Genomic DNA, 22080 nt, shown 5'->3' on the forward strand with positions numbered 1-22080 from the left:
TGATGGAGTTAATCATGTTTAACCCAGAGCAAAAATATTTAATAGCCCCTTCTATTTTGTCTGCTGATTTTGCAAAGCTAGGCGAAGATGTTGATAAAGTTCTCGAAGCGGGTGCTGATGTGGTTCACTTTGATGTAATGGATAATCACTATGTACCTAATCTCACAATTGGTCCTATGGTGTGTAAAGCACTAAGAGATTACGGTATTACAGCACCTATCGACGTACATTTAATGGTTAAGCCTGTAGATAGCATAATACCTTTATTTGCTGAGGCTGGTGCTTCTATTATTACTTTTCATCCTGAAGCCAGCGAGCACGTCGATCGTACAATACAGTTAATTAAAGATCATGGCTGTAAAGCAGGATTAGTGTTTAACCCAGCAACAAGCCTAAGTTATTTAGACCATGTTATTGATAAGCTAGATACCATTTTACTAATGTCGGTAAATCCTGGGTTTGGCGGGCAAAGCTTTATCCCTCATACGCTTGAAAAATTACGCCAAGCCAAACAGCGTATTATTGAATCAGGCCGAGATATTCGCTTAGAGGTTGATGGTGGTATTAAAGTCGATAATATTGCAGCAGCGGCTCGAGCGGGTGCTGATATGTTTGTTGCAGGTTCAGCTATTTTTAATCAACCTGATTACAAAGTGGTGATTGATCAAATGCGTGAGCAGCTTGGAAGTGTTAAGTAATGAAGTACGATGTCGCCTTATTTGATTTAGATGGTACTTTGGTTGATAGCGTTTACGACTTGTATATCGCTATTAATTTAACCTTGAGCGATTTTGCTTTTCCTATTGTTAGTCAACGCTTGGTTGAAAGTTGGATTGGTAATGGGGTTGAAGTCCTTGTTAAACGCGCTTTGAGTGGCGATATGCAAGTGAGTGAAAATTTAGATGAGTCACTTAGTGGCAAAGCAATATTACAGTTCTATAAGTATTATGAACAACAAGTTGGTGAGTATAGTGTTTTGTACCAACATGTAGAAACAGGGCTTGCAGCACTTCGCGGTATGCCTAAAGCATTAATCACTAATAAGTCTCGAATTTTTACAGAGAAACTACTCGATAAACTGGCACTAACGAGTCATTTTGATGTGGTTGTATGCGGTGACGACATGGCAAAAAAACCATCGCCAGAACCATTGCTATTTGCCTGCAAAAAACTAAATGCGGAACCTAATAAAGCAATAATGATAGGTGATTCTAAAAGCGATATACTTGCAGCTAAAGCCGCTAATATAGACGTAATTGCACTTAGTTATGGCTATAACCAAGGTGAAAATCTTGAGGATTATAATCCGCAGTACCTATGCGATAACTTCTTAGATATAATACCTGTTCTAACGCAGCGTTAAATATTATTCATTAAGCAAAATAAAGGAAAATCATGAGTAAACCAGTAGTTTTAAGCGGCATTCAGCCAACCGGTGGTATGACAATAGGCAACTATGTTGGCGCTATTAACCAGTGGCTAAAGTTACAGGAAGACCACGAAAGTTTCTTTATGTTAGTAGACTTACACGCTATTACGGTTCGCCAAGAGCCTGAATTACTGCGCTCTCGAGTGTTAGATGGTATTGCTCTTTATGCGGCATGTGGCATTGATCCTGAAAAATCTGCGTTATTTGTACAATCGCAAGTACCTGAGCATGCACAATTAGCGTGGGTATTAAATTGTTACGCGCAAATGGGTGAGCTTAATCGAATGACTCAGTTTAAAGACAAGTCATCTAAGCACGCAAATAACGTAAACGTGGGCTTATTTTCATATCCGGTATTGCAAGCTGCAGATATTTTATTATACCAAGCTGATCAAGTACCAGTAGGGGATGATCAAAAGCAACACTTAGAGCTGACTCGCGATATAGCCACACGCTTTAATAATTTATATGGCGACGTATTTAAATTACCAGAGCCGTACATCCCTGAGTTTGGTGCACGCGTAATGAGCTTGCAAGATCCACTTAAAAAAATGTCTAAGTCTGACGAAAACCCAAATGGTTACATCATGTTATTAGATGAGCCTAAGCAAATTGTGAAAAAGCTTAAAAAAGCAGTAACTGATTCAGATGAACAAGCACGTATTTATTTTGATCGCACAGAAAAGCCTGGCGTATCAAACTTGCTTACTTTATTGAGTGTTGCAACTAAGCGCTCAATTGAAGATCTAGTTCCTGAGTATGAAGATAAAATGTATGGCCATTTAAAGAAAGATACAGCAGATGCAGTTGTAAATATGATTGAGCCAATTCAAGCACGCTTTAAAGAGATCAGAGAAGATCAAAACCTACTTGATGGCATAATGAAGTCAGGTGCTGAAAAAGCAAGTGTACGCGCTGAGAAAACATTGAAATCGGTATACGATGCGCTTGGTTTTATTCCTCGCGGGTAAGTTTATTAAAATAAAAAAATGCCGCTTGTTAGCGGCATTTTTTATATAGCACATATCAACATGACTGACGTTACTATAAAAATATTTTATATAGAAATTTGGTAACTCACCCGACACTTTATAATTATACAACCGAGTAACACCGACTTTCCTTATCGTGAGTCAGTAAAACCTCTATTTATTTAATAGAGGTTTTAAGTAATGCCCAGTATGTGAACGCTCACACTCAGCTACTTCTTCAGGCGTACCGGCAATGAGTATTTCACCACCGCCAGCTCCGCCTTCAGGTCCTAAATCGATAACCCAATCTGCTGTTTTAATTACATCGAGGTTGTGCTCAATAACAACAATTGTATTGCCGTGATCGCGCAGACGATGAAGTACAACAAGCAGCTGTTCAATGTCAGCAAAGTGTAAGCCTGTTGTTGGCTCATCTAATATATAGAGCGTTTTACCAGTATCACGCTTTGATAGCTCGCGTGCTAATTTTACACGTTGCGCCTCACCACCTGAAAGCGTGGTAGCGGCTTGACCTAAACGCACGTACGACAAACCAACGTCCATCAGCGTTTTAAGCTTACGCGCAATAGCCGGTATTTTATCAAAGTAATCATGAGCGTCTTCAACAGTCATCTCAAGCACTTGGTGTATGTTTTTACCTTTGTATTGTACTTCGAGGGTTTCGCGGTTATAGCGTTTACTCTTACATACATCACACGGTACATACACATCAGGTAAAAAGTGCATTTCAACTTTAATTAAGCCGTCACCTTGGCAAGCTTCACAGCGTCCGCCTTTAACGTTAAAGCTAAAGCGACCTACTTTGTAGCCACGTGAGCGCGCTTCTTGTGTACCTGCAAATAACTCACGAATGCCGGTAAATATACCTGTGTAGGTTGCCGGGTTTGAACGCGGAGTACGACCAATCGGACTTTGATCAATATCGATCACTTTATCAAAATGATCTAAACCACTAATTGATTTATATGGTGCCGCTTCGGCAGTTGTTGCGCCATTTAGCTCTGTATGAGCAAGTTTAAACAAAGTGTCGTTTATTAACGTTGATTTACCCGAGCCCGATACACCTGTCACACAGGTCATTAAACCAAATGGGATTTTTAAATCCACATTTTTAAGATTATTACCTGTTGCGCCAAATAGCTCTAGCCATTTGTCGTTTGTTGGGTGACGTTCTTTTGGTATTTCTATTCTACGTACGCCTGATAAAAACTGGCCCGTAACAGACTCTTTGCTTGCTAAAATATCGTCGCGCGTACCTTGTGCAATAATATGCCCACCATGAACACCCGCACCTGGACCAATATCAATAATATGATCAGCGGCTCGAATTGCATCTTCATCGTGCTCTACCACAATAACGGTGTTACCTAAGTCGCGTAAATGGATTAGTGTTTGTAGTAAGCGGTCGTTATCGCGTTGATGCAGCCCAATAGATGGCTCATCTAGTACGTACATTACACCTACAAGACCGGCACCAATTTGACTGGCTAAGCGGATACGTTGAGCCTCACCACCTGATAATGTATCGGCGCTACGTTCAAGTGATAAATAATTTAGGCCAACGTTAATTAAAAACGATAAGCGGTCGCGAATTTCTTTTAATATTTTTTCAGCTATTTGGCCTTTTTGTCCGGTTAACTCTAAACCTTCAAAAAATTCCATGGCTTCACCAATACTCATGCATGTGATTGCAGGTAAGTTGGTTTGTCCAATAAATACATTTCGAGATTCTTCGCGTAAGCGCGAGCCATTACAGCTAGGACATGCTTGGCTTGTTTGGTATTTAGCAAGTTCTTCGCGTACAGAGTTTGACTCGGTCTCACGGTAGCGGCGATTCATGTTATTTAAAACGCCTTCAAACTCATGGTTACGCGTAATTAAATCGCCACGGTCGTTACGGTAATTAAACGCAATTTTAGTGCTACCAGAGCCATCTAAAATAATTTTTTTCGATTCGCTGTCTAAATCTTGATAAGGCACATCTAAATCAAAACTATAATGCTCAGCAACGGCTTGTAGCATTTGATAGTAATAAAAGCTGCGTTTATCCCAGCCTTTAATTGCACCGCCAGCAAGGCTTAACTCTGGGTTATGCACTACGCGATTAGGATCAAAATATTGGCGTATACCTAAGCCATCACAGGTTTGACAAGCACCAGCTGGGTTATTAAACGAAAACAAACGCGGCTCAAGTTCAGTCATTGCATAGCCACAAGTAGGGCAGGCAAAATTTGCTGAAAATAGAATCTCTTCAGCGCTGCTATCGTCCATGTATGCTACATGTGCAACGCCATTAGACATTTCAAGTGCGGTTTCGAACGATTCTGCTAAGCGTTGTTGTAAGCCATCTTTTACTTTAAATCTGTCTACAACAACTTCTATTGTATGTTTTTTATGAAGCTCAAGCGTTGGAGGATCAGACAAGTCACATACTTCACCGTCTATACGGGCGCGAATATAACCTTGGCTAGATAGCTGTTCTAATAACTTAACATGCTCACCTTTACGCTCTTTTACTATTGGCGCAAGCAGCATTAATTTACTGCCCTCAGGTAGAGCCAAAACAGCATCTACCATTTGGCTAACGGTTTGCGCAGCAAGTGGTAAATCATGTGTAGGACATCGTGGTTCGCCAACGCGGGCAAACATAAGTCGTAAATAATCGTAAATTTCGGTAATAGTACCTACGGTTGAACGCGGGTTATGAGACGTTGACTTTTGCTCAATAGAAATGGCAGGAGAGAGGCCTTCGATGTGATCCACATCAGGCTTTTCCATGAGCGATAAAAATTGTCTTGCGTACGCAGAGAGTGATTCAACATATCGGCGTTGTCCTTCTGCATAAAGCGTATCAAATGCAAGTGATGACTTCCCCGAACCAGATAGACCCGTAATAACTATTAATTTATCACGTGGGATGGTTAGGCTGATGTCTTTTAAATTGTGCGTTCGGGCGCCTCGGACTTCAATGTTTTCCATGCTATCTCGTTTATTACCAAAATTATTTACTCAGTATCGCATAATACGAAGCAATATTAATCCTTGATCAATGAAAAATCCTTACTTATAGGCGATTAATTATTGCTACGCTTATGGTAGAATCCCAACCTCAATTTTTCATAGAGTAAGATCACGCAGATAATGACCGCATCTTCACTTAATTCACGAGAAAAACGCGCCGCTGTATCACTGGCGAGTGTGTTTGCATTTAGAATGCTCGGCTTGTTTATGCTGATGCCTGTATTGGCTATTTATGGACAATCGCTTGAAGGTTTTTCGCCTATTTGGATTGGTTTTGCCATTGGTGCGTATGGTTTAACGCAAGCTGTACTACAAATACCTATGGGTCGATTATCCGATAAGATTGGTCGTAAAAAGGTTATTGTTGGTGGCTTAGTTGTATTTGCTATTGGCTCTGTCGTTGCTGCATTAGCTGACTCTATCCAAATGGTTACCGTAGGCCGTGCTTTACAAGGTATGGGCGCAATAGCCAGTGCGCTACTCGCGTTTGCTTCAGATTTAAGCCGCGATGAGCAACGACCAAAAGTAATGGCCGTTATTGGTATGAGCATAGGAATGAGCTTTGCCTTTGCTATGTTACTTGGGCCAATTGTTGCAGCTTCGTGGGGTATTGCTGGTGTATTTTGGTTGACTGCTATTTTAGCTGTCTTTGGTATATTTATAGTGACCATGCTAGTGCCAAAGGCGGTAAATAAAGCGCCCAAAGGCGATACATTAGCAAGCTTCAGCGACATTAAAAAATTAATTAAACACCCTCAGTTAGCACGATTAAATGCAGGTGTATTGTTATTGCATTTAACGCTAACCACAATTTTTGTGGTACTGCCGAGCCAATTAATTAAAGATGGCTTGGTTGCCGACCATCACTGGTATTTGTATATTCCAGTGCTATTTTTAGCATTTTTATTAATGGTACCAATAATGATTGTGGCCATTAAAAAAGAGAGAGAAAAACAAGCATTTATTGGCTCAGTAGCCTTGTTAACTATTAGTATGTTAGCAATGTCGGTATGGGTTAATAGTGTAGTAGGCATTGCTGTGTGTATGCTGCTTTATTTTGTGGCGTTTAACTTTTTAGAAGCCACTATGCCTGCGCTTGTATCGCGAATAGCACCAGCAAGCCAAAAAGGCTCAGCAATGGGTGGCTACTCATCGAGTCAGTTTTTAGGCGCCTTTTTGGGCGGTATGTTAGGTGGCTATGTAGCACAAACTACAACGACGCAAGCTGTGTTTGCGGCAGCGGCACTTGTTGGGTTAATATGGCTTATTATTGCGTGGAAAATGCAAGTCCCACCCAAAAGTAAAGTTATTAGTTTAATGACCAAATTAGATTCTGAAGAGCATGCTCAAGTACTTGCTTCTCAGTTAGTTGCTTTACCAGGTGTAATAGAAGCAACTGTAGTTCGCGATGAAAGTCGCAGCTATTTAAAGATTAATGATAAAGAATTTGACCTAGACCAAGCGCGTAAAGTCGCTGGTTTAATCTAACATTTATAGGAGATGGTTCCATGGCACGCGGTGTGAACAAAGTAATTTTGGTTGGTAATTTAGGGCAAGATCCTGAAGTTCGTTATATGCCTAACGGCAACGGTGTAGCAAATATTACCCTAGCAACTTCGGATAGCTATAAAGATAAGAACACTGGCCAAATGGTTGATAAAACTGAGTGGCACCGTGTTGTATTTTTTGGCAAGTTAGCTGAAATTGTTGGTGAATATTGTCGTAAAGGTTCACAAATTTATGTTGAAGGTAAACTTCAAACACGTAAGTGGACCGATCAACAAGGCCAAGAAAAGTACACTACAGAAATAGTTGTAGATGGCTTTACTGGTCAAATGCAAATGTTGGGCGCACGTGGTGGCGATCAACAAAGTGGTGGTTACCAAGGTAATCAATCACAAGGTGGGCAACAAGGTGGTTACCAAGGTAATCAAGCGCAAAGTGCTCAACAAAGTGGTGGTTACGGTCAAAATAATCAAGGCCAAAATAACCAGCAACAAGGTGGTTATGCTCCACAACAGCAAGCAGCACCTGCAGCGCAACCTCAGTCAGCGCCAGCACCACAACAAAATAATCAATACCAACAACCGCAAGGCGGCTTTGCACCACAACAAAATAGTGCACCGCAGCAGCAAGGTGGTTTCGCTCCTAAACCACAAAGTGCTCCGCAAGGTGGTGCATCAAACCCAATGGAACCAACCATTGATTTTGATGACGATATCCCGTTTTAGTTTTCCAACTTTTACAGTGTAAAGGTAATTAGATTCTTTACACTTTTTACTCTAAACCCAGTATTCGTACTGGGTTTTTTATGCGTATTGCGCTGTGATGATAATCAAAAAACTATCAATATAAGACCTCATTAGGCTGTAAAGTGAAATAGTATTGTTGGTAATGTTAAATTACAGTAAATTTTATCTTGTATTTAATTGATATATATCGTTAACACTTACCATTAAACTACTTTCCCCTGATTACACAATGAGAAACATGAAAACTAATATCTTATTTTTATTTCTTGTTTTTCAATTCTTGAGCCCTAGTTCACACGCTCAACCTCCTTCAGACGTTACTCATATTTTATTTATAAATTCAACAAATCAAGATATGCCTTGGTATAAAAGTGTTGAGCTTGGACTGCGTACAGAGCTTACAAAACGTTCTTTTAGTTATGAACTATTTGTCGAAAATATCGATGTAAATCGCTTTGATGAAGTTAATCAAAAACAGTTAATGAAAGACTACCTCAAACAAAAATATAAAAATAAGCACATCGATATCATCGTTACTCAGTCGCCATCTGCAGCGACGTTATTATCATCAATTAGATGATTTTTTTATAAATGCTCCACGAATATACTTAGAGCCAGGCACCCAGTTTAATCTACTAAAAAAGACTAGCGGAGCTGTGATCCAAGCTAAATTAGATTATGCGCAAGCAACAGCAAATGCTGTTAATTTAATGAAGCCTAAAAAATTGATCGTGATTTTAGATACAAAAAACGATATTGGTATGAGCTTTCATCGAGGACTATTTTCGGTTATTAACCGTGATTTTTCGTATTTAAATGTAGAAAAGTGGTTTGATCTTCCATTACCAGAATTACTCACCAGAGTAAGAAATGCCCCAGCAGATTCAATTATTTTATTAACCCCCATTTTTAGGCGTTTCGATAATAAATCACTTAGTCCTTATCAGCTAGTAGAGCGATTAACTGAAGAAAGTCCGGCGCCAGTGTTTAGCTATTGGGAAGTACTATTAGGCTCAGGTGTTGTTGGTGGGTATGTTTTGTCGGGTGAAAAAAATAGGTAAACGTATTGCCGATTCAATAGTTTTTTATAATGAAAATAAAGCGTTAAATGAAATTAGTGGTGAAGGGCTTAGTACATACTCATATGATTGGCGACAATTAAGTAAGTTTAATATTGCTCCGCAGAGCTTGCCAGAAGAGTCAATTATCTCTTATTACGAGCCAACTTACTTTGAGAAAAATAAAATATTAATTTACAGCGCTACTGCAATTATTTTTATTCTTAGCAGTTTTTTAGTTTTTGTTTTTAAACCAACGCCGCATTCAACTTTTAAAAGAGCTTGATGAAGAAAAGCAAAGATTAGAGTCGCGCGTTGAAGAGCGCACTGAAGAGCTTTTGCACGCCAAGGAGGAAGCAGAGCATCTGACATCCGCTAAGTCTGAGTTTTTAGCAAATATGAGTCATGAGATTAGAACCCCTATGAGTGGGATTATTGGTTTGACTAATATTTTGCTCGAAAAAGGTTTACCTGATGAGTATGAGCATTATTTAGATAAAATTAAATATTCCTCAGATCAACTCCTGGTGGTTATTAACAATATTTTAGACTTTTCAAAAATTGAGTCTGGAAATGTTAACCTTGAAGAATTTCCTTTTTCCGTAAATTCGGTTGTTGATTATATCAAAGCAACCTTCAATGAATTGGCCCAAAGTAAAGGGGTCACATTTGATATTAGCATTGATGAGGCAGTTAAACTGGACTTAATCGGCGATGTAGTGCGAATAAATCAGGTGCTGTTAAATTTATGCTCTAACGCAATTAAATTCACCCCTCACGGCACTGTATCGGTTTTAATTGAGTCAAGAAAGTTATTAGACGATCCGCAAAGTGTTTGCTTATATTTTACAGTTAAAGACTCAGGTATTGGCATCGCTGAGGATAATCTTAGCAATTTATTTGAAGGCAGATAGTTCTACAACTAGGAAGTTTGGTGGTACAGGGTTAGGTTTAACAATTAGTAAGCGTTTATGCCAATTGATGGGTGGTGATATAACGGTACACAGCACTCAAGTTGTGGGTAGTGAGTTTGTTGCTTCGGTGGAAGTTAAATTGAACAACCAAGCGTTGATTGATGATACGGCTAACCTAATCTTTACTGATCCGTTTGATGTATTAATTATAGATGATAATGAAGATGACCTTAAAGTAATTGAAAATCAGCTTACAGCTATGGGTTTAGTATGTACTGCGTGCTCGTCTGCTAAGCAAGCTATTGATATTATTGAACAGAATAAAGAAAAATTTAAAGTCATTATTGTCGATTGGATAATGCCAGCGATGAGTAGTGAAACATTTTTAACGCGTATTTATAATATTAATCCCCAGCTTTGCAATAATATAATTGTACTTACAAGGGATCATGAGGTTTTACTTAATGATGTGGCTAACAAAATAAATATAAACACAATTTTGCAAAAACCTGTTTATTCGAGTGTCTTGTATAAGGAGGTGAGCAGTAGAGTGTTAGGTTTTTTTAATGAAGTGCCTAAAGTAAATACTGTGAGTGAACAGTCGCTGGCGGGTATTAAAGTATTAGTTGTGGAAGATAATTCAATCAATCGACTAATAGTTACCAACATACTAGAAAATAGCGGCGCTCAGGTTTACTTAGTTGATAATGGATTAGAGTGCATCCAAACAGTAAAATTAGAGCCGTTTGATATAATTTTAATGGATATTCATATGCCTATCATGGACGGTGTTGAGGCGACTCAAATTATTCGTAATGATAGTGATGAAACTATCGCAAATATTCCAATAATTGCCTTAACAGCTAATGTTATGAAAGATGATATTACACGATACTTATCTATTGGCATGAATGCTCATGTTGCAAAACCCATTAAAACACAAAAACTACGTGAAACTATAATTCGCTGTTTAAATAAATAGTTGCGCTATACATATAATTTAATATTTTTATTAAATACCTACCGCAATCCCTTCCATTGGCTTGAGCCGATTTTTTAATAACTTAAAAAATTTATAAAATAGAATTTGACTCACGCGCTTTTGTATATGAAATTTCATATATTCGATTTTTCGTATATTCATTTGGTAAAGGTTGAGTTATAAATGTCAGAAGTTAATGGGTTACCAAATACAAATAAAACACACAGCGTTGTTCCACATACTAAAAATTTTAACGTTAGTTTTTCTGAGCACAAACCTAAAATTTTATTGTGATATGGATCATTAAGGGCGCGTTCTTATAGCAAGTTGGTAATAGAGGAGAGTGCACGTTTATTAACGTATTTTGGTGCTGAGGTTAAAATTTTTAATCCTGAAGGTTTACCTCAAACTGATAGTGAAGATGAATCACACCCTAAAGTACAAGAGTTACGAGATTTAATGCTTTGTCGATGGCTTTCATCTATTTACAGAATAAAGGGCATAGCTGTTTATTTTTGTAAGCTCTCGTTTATTTGAGTGTTTTTTGTTTAGTGCTATTAATAAAAGTTTAAACTTAGTTTGCAACCTTGTGCTTCTATAGATATTGAACAACACTTTAGTTATTAATATAACGAGTGGCAGGCTATGCAAAAGAGTAAACTCTGGCTTTTAAAGTACTTCAAAGGTATCTCTTTTGTTCTGTTTCTGGTGATACTTATTAGTTTTAATTTCATTTTAAATGATGCATTACATCAAAAAGCACATGGTTCTGGACAGCAGTTCGTTAAGCGTGTTTACGAATTAAATTTATCCCCCTCTATAAATAATGAAGTGTTGGCCGCATTAGCTAAAAGTGAAGGTTTTGTGTTGGAAGTGCCAAAACCTGCAGAGCACTTTAGGCATTTAGTGAATATAGAGCGCGAAGTTTTTTCTTACAAAACATTAAGTTTGAGCCTCTATCACTATCCAGTGTGGGTAACACAAAGCTACTTATTTATATTTTTAAATCTGATTATATTAGGCGCTGCTAATTGGTCTTATCGCTGGTGGAGCCTGTTAAAAGTAAACCGTAAAGTAATGCTTAAAAATACAGTTATACAGCCGACTAAAATTATTCAACAAAGGCATAAAAATACTCAACTAATCGAACAGGCAAAAAAATGTGATTTAAGTTCTTTGTATGGAGTTAATACTGCATTACATAACTTATTTTTACTTATTGAGTGTGATTGTAGCTTTGATAAAAAAACGGATATAGAAGCCAATTTTAAAGTCTTAATTACTAAAAAATTAGCCGAACTTAAGGATGTGTCGGTAAAAATACTAAACTCTAATTACTTAGCGGTTACCTTACCAAACATTTCTATTAGCGAGTTGAATAGCTACGTTGAAAAGCTCCATAAAAATGTGTTTTTAATATGTCAAAATCATCAAAAAAATATTACTCATAAAAATATTAAAATAGGTGCGTGTGATTATCAATTAGGCGCTGATCAAGTGGCGGTTTATAAGCTAGCAAAATCAGCACTCGCGCTATCACAAAGCAGCCTATTGCAGCATTGCCACCGTTTAACGTTAAATCACAGCCAAGAAAAACACCTCTCTAGCAAACAGGTTATAGAAAACATTAAAAAGAATAAATTTATATTATTCTTTCAGCCTGTATTTGAACTCTCTAGTGGAGATATCCTGCAGCATGAAGCTCTTATTCGGGTTAGGCATAGCCACCTTGGTTTACTGGCCGCTCGTTATTTTATTAAGCAGGTTTATAGTGATCAAGACGCTTTAATATTAGATAAAGCTGTAATAACACAAGTCAAAAAGCTAATGCTCAGTGAGTCTTCGGCTTTAACTGTTAGTGTAAATCTACACCCTAAAAATTGGTTTAATACTGTATTTTGGGAGTGGTTAGCCAATCAAATGGCAGGGCTTAAGTTAAATACTAAATTACAATTTGAAATAAGTGAGGCAGAATTTTTTACTCACAGAGAGTCGATAACTAATGCACTTAATGTTATTAAAAAAGGGCATTCACACATTGTGATTGATAATGTAAAAAGCAGTGAGAAAGTAGCCATGCTAGTTGATTATAACCAAGTATGTGGGCTTAAGTTATCATACGAACTGGTTCATTTATTAGATGAAAAAACTCAAAATCAAAAGAAAATAAAAAGGATAGTCGAAGCCGCTAGTCTTTTAAATCTACCCGTATACGCGGTGGGCGTAGAGACTCAAAAAGAGCTACTTACGCTTACCAAATTGGGAGTGGTAGGAGCTCAAGGTTTTTATTTTTCAGAGCCGCTTCAAGAGTTTACGCAAGCGGTATTTAATTAAGATCTAGATTAACCCTCTATATTTAAGCCCATTTAATCCTTGAAGCCCGCCGGTATGAACAGCAATAATTTTACTCCCAGATGGGAAATAATCTTGCTCAATAAGCTGCCACAATGCATACATCATTTTTCCGCTATAAATAGGCTCAAGTGGCAGATTATAAGTGTGACTCATATCTTGGCAAAACTGCCATAACTCAGGTGAAAACTTACCATAACCCCCATCATGAAACTCTGTGAGTAATTGCCAGTTAGTTTGGTTATTAGCTTTAGCGCTCAGCTTTTTTATTTCTTCATTTAAATATTCAGCTTGTTTTAATACCGCTATACCAATAACTTGTGTTGTTGAAGCACTGCCTTCTATTAGTCCAGCAAGCGTGCCACCACTACCTGTAGGACAAACTAAGTAGCTATGTTCGGGTAAGCTTTGTACTAATTCTTTACACCCTAATAAAGCATGTTCATTTGTACCACCTTCAGGGATGATATAAGCGTTTGGAAAACGCTCTTGCAGAGCATTAAGGTATTCGGTGTCGTGACGTTTTCGATATTCTATACGATTAACAACATGTAGGTTCATACCACAATGTTTTGCAAACTGAATTGTTGGATTGTTGTTATCAAGTTCTGGTCCGCGGATAATCGCGTGAGTTTTTATATTAAATTCTTTTCCCGCAGCTGCGCAGGCGTGAATATGGTTTGAAAATGCACCACCAAAAGTCAGAAGTTCTGTCTTATTTATCTTTTGCATGTACACTAAATTATATTTTAATTTACGCCATTTATTGCCACTTATTAACGGATGAAGCAAATCATCACGTTTTATACCTAAATAAATATTTCTCTTTTTTAGAAACGAGCTATCTATTTGTTGTATTTGGTTATTTTCATCTATTTTGAATGTTTCATGCATTTTTTTTGGTTTTCAATTTGGCAAAGTAGTTAAAATGTACGACACTTATTTCATACATAATTAACATTAGTAGCTATATGAAAGAAAAGCTGTTTTCGTGGTTAAATCGTAGTTTAGATCCAAATACAGCTATTGGTGTTGCAACTTACGCAGATACTGTTAACGCAGTATGTTTAAAAAAACAAAGCGACCAATGGATGGTTCACAGTTCTCACAGTGTTAATGTGTCTGAGTAAACCGATTATACCGCTGCAATTGTTGCTTGTACAAATGAGGTTTCTACTGATATTTGTGCAGTTAATTTAGTTATACCGCACTATTTTTATCAAATAGTGCAAATGGATAAACCAAATCTCAGCGATGAAGAAATAATTCAGTCACTCCCTTGGACTACAAAAGATTTAGTTAATATAGCCCCTGAAAATATTGTGGCTGATTTTATTGATTACCCAATAACACTCACAATGCAAAGCAGCAAAATGAATGTATTATTACGATGAGTTGCAGTTAAGTATGCTGGAAACACAATACAGAGTGACAGCGCCTACACGTATTTTTTTAAAAGACACAACCTCACTTCTATCAACTTCATTTTTGAATATAGGTAAAACAAATATAGTGGTAGAAACTGGTGCATATTTAGCTATTTATGTTGATGGAGCGGTTGCTATTGCAGCCGATGCAAATATTGCGGGCTATATTGTTGCCACTGGTGAGGTAAGAATCGCTCAAAATGTAACGTATCAGGGGTCAATTACATCGGCTACTCAAATTATTACCGAAGGGAGCTCAACGTTTGACGCTCTACCAGTACCAGAGAGTATCCCTGGTTTTTGTGGTATTTATACACCAGAAACCCTAGATCATTATCGTTTAACAATCAGCGATAACAAAGGTCTAACGTGTGAAGCTAAAGAGATGACACTCACAGCCTGCGCAAATGACGCCTGCGATTTACTATTTGCTGAGCCGTCTAGTTTAAACCTTTCTCCAGACAATAGTGGGCAACAAAGCTGGGTTACGGGGGAGAATATTAATTTTACAGGCTCAACAGCTGTCGAATTTGCTAAACGCACCACAGGCAGTGTTACATTTGGATATAACACTGCAGAGCCTTCTGCACCTCTTCGTTGTTATATCGGTGGTAACAATGTTGGTTTGAGTGGCTGTAAAGTTACGTTTTCTGATGCTGGATTTATTTTTAATAATGATACAGATGGAAATACTACAATTCCTACTCAGTTATCAGCAAAGCCTTCAAATACTGGATTTAATGCAAAAGCGCTATCTATTCAAGCGGTAAAAACAAATACCACTACGGGCGTATGCGAAGCTGCATTTCCTGCTGGTGGCGGTGTAAGCTTAGATTTATCCTATACATGCAGCGCGGGTGCAAGTTGCTCTGATACGGTTTCACTTAGTAACAACAATAATACCTTTGCGGTCGAGCAAGCCTCTAAATCGTTCATACTAAACTTTGATAGTGAGTCTAAAGCCCCGATTGTTATAAATTATCTCGATGCAGGAAAATTGAGTTTAAATGTAAATACCAATTTAATTTTAGACCCAGTCACTAATTTATCAGTAAATCTAACGGGGAGTTCAAATGAGTATGTTGTAAAGCCATTTGGGTTAGCGATGGAAATTGCAAGTGATGGTTATGCAGCAGACGCTGATGGAAGTTTATTTAGATTAACTGGCGAAGCATTCGATTTAAAAATGAATGCGGTGCAATGGCAAACAGGGCAAGACACTAACAACGATGGTTACCCAGATAACTACAGCAATATAATAAATAACACCATTGCCAAGCACTTTATTATAGAGCAACCACTTGTAGAGGCATTACTTAAAGCGCCTACGCCAGGCGTTCAAGGTACGCTTGAAGCGATGAGCACTGTTGCCTTTAGTGACACAGGCAGTTGGAGTGAATCTATATCGCAGTATAATTACGACCAAGTTGGCATAATTGATTTAACAGCAGGTCTGCAAGATGCCGATTACTTTGGTGCGGGAGATGTAAAAGGTGAATTATATAATATTGGTCGTTTTTCACCTTCGCAGTTTCAGGTAGTGGGGGTTCAAGCTGCCGCACAATGCACGCAATACGGCAGTAATTTAACTTACCTTGATCAACCTTTTGAACTCGGCTTTACAGTACAAGCACTAAATCAAAATGGTGAGCTAATGGCTAATTATAAAGAGGGCTTTGATAAGTCCAGTGTAGCCATTAATGCCGAAAATAATGAAGTAGCTAACTATGTACCCGCAACTAATTTTGCTAGCCGCTTAGTAAACCTAGGAAATAATAACTGGGGAGATATAATCGACGGCCAATGGCAAATGAGCCAAATAAACACCACACTTCAAAGATTAGGTGTAGGGCAAGCAGATGGACCGTTTGCTATGGTGAGTTTAATGGCAACGCTTTCTGACATAGAAGGAGCAACGCTCATTGATGCAAATGATAAACCTAATACACAAACAGCATGTTCAGGTGGCTGTAATAGCGTACGACTAAATACATTACCAATAGAGTTTAGGTTTGGACGTTTAGTACTTGGTAATAACGCAGGCTCCGATCTCGACCCTTTACTTATTCCTATGCAGGCTCAGTATTACAACGGCAGTGGATTTGTAAATAACGCAGAAGATAACTGTAGTGTATTTGATCATACCCAAATCACTCAAATATCACCTAACAGCCCGCAATTAGCCTACGAATATGGAACAGGTGTATCTGGCCAGTTAGAGGCGGGAGTGTATCCGGCAAACAATGGTATTTATGCGCAGCCAAATGGTTTGGGTGAATTTACCTTAGAATATAATACTTATGATTGGTTAAAGTGGGATTGGCAGGGGGATGAAACACAGCTTGATCCTCGTACTATTTTACAATTAGGACGCTTTAGAGGAAATGATCGGGTTATTTACTGGCGTGAAACACGCGAATAGTTGTAAACTAAGATAATAATTGAACAAAGCTTGTGTTTTGTGCTGCAAGTACATAGCATAAGGCTTTAATTATAAAAAATAATAACGACCAAATAATTGCCGCTTTTTGGGACTGGAATATATGCGAATTACTCCTTTATCTCTGTTAATTTCAGCTAGTTTGTTAGCTAGTAGTGCATTTGCACAAGACACAGCTACAGTAACTGGAATTGAGTCAGAGATTAGTGTTAAACAGACAGAATACGATAACTCGACAAGAATACTTGAAAAACATCTTAAAGAAGAAAGTCAGTTACAAAATCAACTAGAGCTACTTCGTTCTCGTTCTACAGAGCTAGATAAAGAAAAAAACCAAGCGCTCGATGCGATGAACGAAATGTACCGTCGTTTAATTGACGATCCCACTATTAATATTAGTGCGGCTCAATCACGCTATCAAAAAGCGGTGATTGATCATAAGCAAAACAAAGATGATATTTCTATGCAGTTGGCGGCAATTGCATCCCACCGTAAAGATATAGAGCAAATTCGTGTTGCTAAACATACGCTTTTAAATACTTTAGAGAGCTTAAAAGAGCAGTTAACTACAGCCAGAGTAGAGCGTTTACGTAACGAGTTTACACGTGAAGGCACGCTTGAAGTTAACCATACGATTAACTGTAAGCGAACAGAAACGCTAGCAGCGTGTGAGCAACGCGGTCAGCAAATGGGGCTGCAAAAAGCAACTAAACGCTTTGTAGATCAAATATTTGCAAACTTAACAGAAGAGCGCATTGTTGAGCCAAAACGTAATTTGGCGGGCGCTCAAGTACAAATATTAAGTAGCCATGTAGTTAACAGTGCATTTAGCGGCCAAGGTAACTACAGCGTTAACTTAAGCGTAACCATGCGCGGCGAAGTAAACAGTAGCCGTTTATGTAGCTTATTAAGCATTGATAACCGTTATTGTTCTGAGTACGGCACGCCACTTACCGCGGCTTATCAACCCGCGTATAACAATACATTTACTGATAGTCAGTTAACATTCAGTAATAGCGCGGATAATAGCAACACGGTGTCGGTTTCTCGTTTAGAAAAGCAGCCAGTACGTGATTATTCAGTTAAACCTGCATCGGTGAAAAAAGATTACCCTTCTATCCTTAATAAGAAGAAGGATCAATCAATAGAGCTAACATTACGATCAAACGTATACGACGATGAAGTGTTTATCGATGGTGTAAGCTTTGGCTCAACACGCTTGATCACACGTTTACCGCCGGGTATTCACAACATTGAAATACGTAAACTTGGCTATAAGCCTTATCAAGTTCGTGTTGATTTGAATAAAGCACAAATAATTAATGCAAATTTGGTAAAAAAGCCTAAGTCGATTGCTGCACCGACCTATACTCGAGAGCAACCAGAAGTAACAACACGCCAGGTTAGTGAAAACGTTAATGTATTAAATGCAAACGTTGAAACGCCGGTTGTCGTTATTCCTGCAGGCAAATTTAAAATGGGCGATATCAATGGCAATGGTTTAGCTAATGAACGTCCAGTAATTGAAAAAGTAATAGCAAATTCTTTCGCTATGCAAAGTAAAGAAGTAACCGTAGGTGCCTACGAAAAATTTGTAGCAAATACAGGTTATAAAACTCAAGCGGAAAAAAATAAAGGATGTGCGTATTATTTAAATGGCGAACCAGTATGGGAAGCAAATTTAAATTGGCGTAATCCTGGTTTTGAGCAAGGCAGTGACTTTCCTGCTGTATGTTTAACTTATAACGATGCAAAAGCTTACGCTGAGTGGTTATCGGGTCAAACAGGGCAGCAATTTCGTTTACCTAACGAAGTTGAGTGGGAATACGCAGCACGTGCAGGAACCGAAACAGAATACCCTTGGGGTAACGAAATTGGTAAAAACCTAGCTAACTGTGGTTGGTGTGGTAGTGAATGGTCAAATAGACGTGCATCACCAGTAGGTTCTTTTTCTCCAAATGCATTTGGATTATACGATACCGTAGGTAATGTATGGGAATGGACCGATAAAGAATCAGGTGAGTCTGATGTAGCAGTAAGAGGCGGAGCGTGGAACTTTGCACCAAGCCTTGCTCGTGCATCTACGCGTTTAATTTTAGCGCCTGATTTTAGATCTAACTACATTGGTTTTCGCTTAGTTCGCGAACGATAAACTCAATTAAGGAAGCTTTGCTTCCTTTTTTCACAAATTCACAAAGGCGCTGCGCTTTATATTGCTCATATAGTTGAGCATGTTAAAGTGAGGCAGCTAATATAAGAACGTATTTCAAAGGTCATCCAGCCTCATGTTTAAAAAACTCCGTGGTATTTTTTCTAACGATCTATCGATCGACTTGGGTACAGCCAATACCCTAATTTATGTTAAAGAAGAAGGTATTGTATTAAACGAACCTTCTGTTGTTGCTATTCGCCAAGAACGCGCTGGTGGACCTAAAAGTGTTGCATCTGTAGGTACAGAAGCAAAACAAATGCTAGGTCGTACACCGGGAAATATTAAAGCAATCCGTCCAATGAAAGACGGTGTAATTGCTGATTTTTATGTAACTGAAAAAATGTTACAACACTTCATTAAGCAAGTGCATAACAATAACTTTATGCGCCCAAGTCCGCGTGTACTAATTTGTGTACCGTGTGGTGCTACTCAAGTAGAAAAACGTGCAATACGTGAATCTGCAATGGGTGCTGGTGCTCGTGAAGTTTACTTAATTGAAGAACCAATGGCAGCAGCTATTGGCGCAGGTTTACCAGTATCAGAAGCAACAGGTTCTATGGTTGTTGATATTGGTGGTGGTACAACTGAAGTGGCTATTATTTCACTTAACGGTGTTGTTTACTCATCATCTGTTCGTATTGGTGGCGATAAGTTTGACGAAGCTATTATTAATTATGTACGTCGTAACTTTGGTAGCTTAATTGGTGAAGCGACAGCTGAAAATATTAAGCATCAAATTGGCTCTGCGTTCAAAACTGATGAGCCAATCGAAATTGAAGTGCGTGGTCGTAACCTTGCCGAAGGTGTTCCGCGTTCATTCACGCTTAACTCACACGAAATCCTAGAAGCTTTACAAGAGCCGTTAATGGGTATTGTGAGTGCAGTAATGGTTGCGCTTGAGCAATCACCACCAGAGCTGGCATCAGATATCTCTGCGCACGGCATGGTACTTACTGGCGGTGGTGCATTGTTAAAAGATTTAGACCGTTTATTAATGGAAGAAACGGGTATTCCGGTTGTTGTAGCTGATGATCCACTTACGTGTGTTGCGCGTGGTGGTGGTAAAGCATTAGAAATGATCGATGTTCATGGTGGTGACGTTTTTAGTTACGACTAATGAAATTAATGTTTGGACGCACAGTCTCTTTGCAACTGCGACTTTTTGTCGCAGTGCTTTTGAGTATCGTACTCATAGTTGGAGACAGATATACGCAAGGTGGTACCGTTGTTCGTACCAGCCTTAATACTCTAGTTAGCCCACTAATCTATGTTGCTAATTTACCCTACGAATTATTTAGCTTAAGTGCTAAAAGCCTGCATACGCGGGATCAACTTCTTACTGAAAACGAAGCGCTGAAAAAAAAGCAAATGCTACAAAGCGAGCAACTTCAGCAGTATCAATTTCTAGCCAGAGAAAATCAAAAACTGCGCGCCTTATTAGGCTCATCTGCAAAGCAATCAAATCGTAAAATTATTGCTCAGGTACTTTCTGTACATTCAAACCCGTATAGTCATCAGGTTGTTATTAACCGTGGTACAACTGACGAGCTTAGTGAAGGCCAAGCTGTAATTGATGAAATGGGTGTAGTAGGGCAGCTTACAAAGGTTGGTTCAACAACTTCACGCGTGCTACTAATGACCGACACCACACATGCCACACCTGTACGTATACTTCGTAACGATGTACGAACGGTTGTTGAAGGCATAGGTAAAATTAACGTCGTTAAGCTCTCTCACGTTCCACACAGTTTAGATGTGCGAATTGGCGATGTACTTGTTACATCGGGTTTAGGGGGGACATTTCCTGAAGGGTACCCGGTGGCAGTAGTAACCGAAATAAATCGTGATGAAGGGCGACCGTTTGCACAAGTTTTTGCAGAACCTATTGCGCAACTAGATCGCATTCGCTTACTGGTTATTTTATGGCGTAATCAACAGGAGCAAATCAGCGATGATTAACCGTTATTCATTGTTAATTGCGCTAAGCATCTTTTTTGCGTTAATAATGGCACTAATGCCACTTCCATTTTCGTTTGAGCCATTTAGACCTGACTGGGTTTTACTTGTACTTATGTATTGGTCGCTAGCAGTACCGCATCGTTTAAATATTGGTACTGCTTGGGTTGTTGGTTTATTAATCGATTTAGCGTCTGGCTCACCGCTGGGCGTGAACTCGCTTACATTCTCGGTATGTATTTTTGTAACCGCGAGCAACTTTCAAAAAATTCGTAACTTTTCGCTTTGGCAACAAAGCCTACTAATTGGTTTATTTTTAACGCTGTATCACTTAATGCAGTTTTGGCTAAATCACTTTTTGTTAGGTGTTTATTTTAATCCACAGTACTTATGGCCAGTAGCAACCGGAATGGTTAGCTGGTTTTGGGTCTTTTTACTACTTCGTAAATATCGCAGACATTTTAGGATCAGGTAATGACTACCGCAGTATATTTGGCATCAGCCTCTCCCCGTCGTAAAGAGTTATTAAGCCAATTAGGTGTCGAATTTACACAGTTTAGTGTTGATGCAGATGAAAGCCCACTTCCAAACGAGCAACCTAGAGCACTTGTTGAGCGTTTAGCGCGCTTGAAAGCCCAAAGCGGTGTAGAGCTTGGATATACCGATCGCCCTGTACTTGGTAGTGATACCGTGGTTGTTATAGATAACGAGTCATTGGGTAAACCTCGCGATAAAAACGATTTTACACACACGTTAAAACGCCTATCGGGTAACACGCATCAAGTTCTTACCGCAGTTGCATTTGCAACGCAAAATGATGTGCTTAGCTGTGTTGTAAGCACAGATGTTACTTTTAAAACCTTAACAGATGAAGAAATTAATGCTTATTGGGAGTCAGGTGAGCCACAAGATAAAGCCGGTGGCTACGGTATCCAAGGTTTAGGCGGCCGCTTTGTAACTCACATTGCGGGTAGCTATTTTTCTGTTGTAGGCTTACCTTTATATGAAACCGAACAATTATTAAAAACATTCTTAAGAAGGTAAC

21 protein-coding genes and 1 pseudogene are annotated in these 22080 nt (G+C 38.7%); 20 read left to right on the forward strand and 2 right to left on the reverse strand.

Going from position 1 to position 22080, the window contains the following annotated elements; all coding sequences use genetic code 11:
• The first annotated feature begins 14 nt into the window (after positions 1-14).
• The 3 genes from rpe to trpS are packed head-to-tail and all read left to right on the forward strand — an operon-like array spanning position 15 to position 2400.
• A complete protein-coding gene (rpe, locus tag RB214_RS01975) occupies positions 15-698 on the forward strand; it encodes a ribulose-phosphate 3-epimerase (RefSeq protein WP_002958386.1) in 684 nt (227 codons plus the stop codon).
• Positions 698-1363: a phosphoglycolate phosphatase gene (locus RB214_RS01980; RefSeq protein WP_002958387.1), complete on the forward strand. Its 666-nt coding sequence runs from the start codon at positions 698-700 to the stop codon at positions 1361-1363. Before rpe ends, RB214_RS01980 begins: the two co-directional genes overlap by 1 nt.
• A 32-nt stretch (positions 1364-1395) precedes the next feature.
• Positions 1396-2400 (forward strand): tryptophan--tRNA ligase, encoded by a 1005-nt coding sequence (gene trpS / locus RB214_RS01985; protein ID WP_002958388.1) that lies wholly within the window; start codon positions 1396-1398, stop codon positions 2398-2400.
• Positions 2401-2574: 174 nt separating this feature from the next.
• Here trpS and uvrA read toward each other — a convergent pair whose 3' ends face one another.
• Positions 2575-5400 carry an excinuclease ABC subunit UvrA gene (gene uvrA / locus RB214_RS01990; RefSeq protein WP_002958389.1) on the reverse strand — a complete coding sequence of 942 codons (2826 nt, stop codon included), beginning with the start codon at positions 5398-5400 and terminating at the stop codon, positions 2575-2577.
• Positions 5401-5562: 162 nt separating this feature from the next.
• On the opposite strand from uvrA, the gene RB214_RS01995 reads away from it, so the two are divergent.
• From RB214_RS01995 to RB214_RS02035, 9 genes and pseudogenes are all read left to right on the forward strand, one after another.
• The gene (locus RB214_RS01995; protein ID WP_002958390.1) at positions 5563-6930 is read left to right on the forward strand and encodes an MFS transporter; all 1368 of its coding nucleotides are present in this window, start codon (positions 5563-5565) and stop codon (positions 6928-6930) included.
• A gap of 20 nt (positions 6931-6950) precedes the next feature.
• The gene (ssb, locus tag RB214_RS02000) at positions 6951-7673 is read left to right on the forward strand and encodes a single-stranded DNA-binding protein (protein WP_002958391.1); all 723 of its coding nucleotides are present in this window, start codon (positions 6951-6953) and stop codon (positions 7671-7673) included.
• A gap of 259 nt (positions 7674-7932) precedes the next feature.
• Complete coding sequence (locus tag RB214_RS02005) at positions 7933-8274, forward strand: hypothetical protein (protein WP_309168164.1); 342 nt, start codon at positions 7933-7935, stop codon at positions 8272-8274.
• A gap of 76 nt (positions 8275-8350) precedes the next feature.
• Entirely contained in the window at positions 8351-8755 is a 405-nt protein-coding gene (locus RB214_RS02010) for a hypothetical protein (RefSeq protein ID WP_309168165.1), read from the forward strand.
• Positions 8739-9038 carry a hypothetical protein gene (locus RB214_RS02015; protein WP_242601967.1) on the forward strand — a complete coding sequence of 100 codons (300 nt, stop codon included), beginning with the start codon at positions 8739-8741 and terminating at the stop codon, positions 9036-9038. The genes RB214_RS02010 and RB214_RS02015 overlap by 17 nt, the downstream gene beginning before the upstream one ends.
• Positions 8995-9666, forward strand: a complete 672-nt coding sequence (locus RB214_RS02020; protein ID WP_309168166.1) for a histidine kinase dimerization/phospho-acceptor domain-containing protein — start codon at positions 8995-8997, stop codon at positions 9664-9666. Before RB214_RS02015 ends, RB214_RS02020 begins: the two co-directional genes overlap by 44 nt.
• On the forward strand, positions 9653-10648 hold the full coding sequence (locus RB214_RS02025) for a response regulator (RefSeq protein ID WP_309168168.1): 996 nt from the start codon (positions 9653-9655) through the stop codon (positions 10646-10648). The genes RB214_RS02020 and RB214_RS02025 overlap by 14 nt, the downstream gene beginning before the upstream one ends.
• Before the next feature lie 183 nt (positions 10649-10831).
• Positions 10832-11113 (forward strand): annotated as a pseudogene (locus RB214_RS02030) (NADPH-dependent FMN reductase); the annotation flags it as partial.
• Positions 11114-11356: 243 nt separating this feature from the next.
• The gene (locus RB214_RS02035; RefSeq protein ID WP_309168170.1) at positions 11357-12982 is read left to right on the forward strand and encodes an EAL domain-containing protein; all 1626 of its coding nucleotides are present in this window, start codon (positions 11357-11359) and stop codon (positions 12980-12982) included.
• Between the two features lie 3 nt (positions 12983-12985).
• Here the strand turns inward: RB214_RS02035 and RB214_RS02040 are convergent, their stop codons facing one another.
• Positions 12986-13894 carry a pyridoxal-phosphate dependent enzyme gene (locus tag RB214_RS02040; RefSeq protein ID WP_309168171.1) on the reverse strand — a complete coding sequence of 303 codons (909 nt, stop codon included), beginning with the start codon at positions 13892-13894 and terminating at the stop codon, positions 12986-12988.
• Positions 13895-13971: 77 nt separating this feature from the next.
• Between RB214_RS02040 and RB214_RS02045 the strand changes: the two genes are divergently transcribed.
• From RB214_RS02045 to RB214_RS02080, 8 genes are all read left to right on the forward strand, one after another.
• Positions 13972-14130 carry a hypothetical protein gene (locus RB214_RS02045; protein WP_309168173.1) on the forward strand — a complete coding sequence of 53 codons (159 nt, stop codon included), beginning with the start codon at positions 13972-13974 and terminating at the stop codon, positions 14128-14130.
• 102 nt (positions 14131-14232) lie between these two features.
• Positions 14233-14394 carry a hypothetical protein gene (locus RB214_RS02050; RefSeq protein ID WP_309168175.1) on the forward strand — a complete coding sequence of 54 codons (162 nt, stop codon included), beginning with the start codon at positions 14233-14235 and terminating at the stop codon, positions 14392-14394.
• Positions 14378-16849, forward strand: a complete 2472-nt coding sequence (locus tag RB214_RS02055) for a DUF6701 domain-containing protein (RefSeq protein ID WP_309168177.1) — start codon at positions 14378-14380, stop codon at positions 16847-16849. The genes RB214_RS02050 and RB214_RS02055 overlap by 17 nt, the downstream gene beginning before the upstream one ends.
• Before the next feature lie 121 nt (positions 16850-16970).
• Positions 16971-19019 (forward strand): SUMF1/EgtB/PvdO family nonheme iron enzyme, encoded by a 2049-nt coding sequence (locus RB214_RS02060; RefSeq protein ID WP_309168179.1) that lies wholly within the window; start codon positions 16971-16973, stop codon positions 19017-19019.
• A 133-nt stretch (positions 19020-19152) separates the two neighbouring features.
• Complete coding sequence (locus tag RB214_RS02065) at positions 19153-20196, forward strand: rod shape-determining protein (protein ID WP_002958401.1); 1044 nt, start codon at positions 19153-19155, stop codon at positions 20194-20196.
• Complete coding sequence (gene mreC / locus RB214_RS02070; protein WP_309168188.1) at positions 20196-21038, forward strand: rod shape-determining protein MreC; 843 nt, start codon at positions 20196-20198, stop codon at positions 21036-21038. The genes RB214_RS02065 and mreC overlap by 1 nt, the downstream gene beginning before the upstream one ends.
• On the forward strand, positions 21031-21510 hold the full coding sequence (mreD, locus tag RB214_RS02075) for a rod shape-determining protein MreD (protein WP_002958403.1): 480 nt from the start codon (positions 21031-21033) through the stop codon (positions 21508-21510). Before mreC ends, mreD begins: the two co-directional genes overlap by 8 nt.
• Positions 21510-22079: a nucleoside triphosphate pyrophosphatase gene (locus RB214_RS02080; protein ID WP_002958404.1), complete on the forward strand. Its 570-nt coding sequence runs from the start codon at positions 21510-21512 to the stop codon at positions 22077-22079. Before mreD ends, RB214_RS02080 begins: the two co-directional genes overlap by 1 nt.
• Position 22080 lies beyond the last annotated feature (1 nt).

The organism is Pseudoalteromonas sp. HL-AS1, from assembly GCF_031198785.1.
Classification (GTDB): domain Bacteria; phylum Pseudomonadota; class Gammaproteobacteria; order Enterobacterales; family Alteromonadaceae; genus Pseudoalteromonas; species Pseudoalteromonas distincta.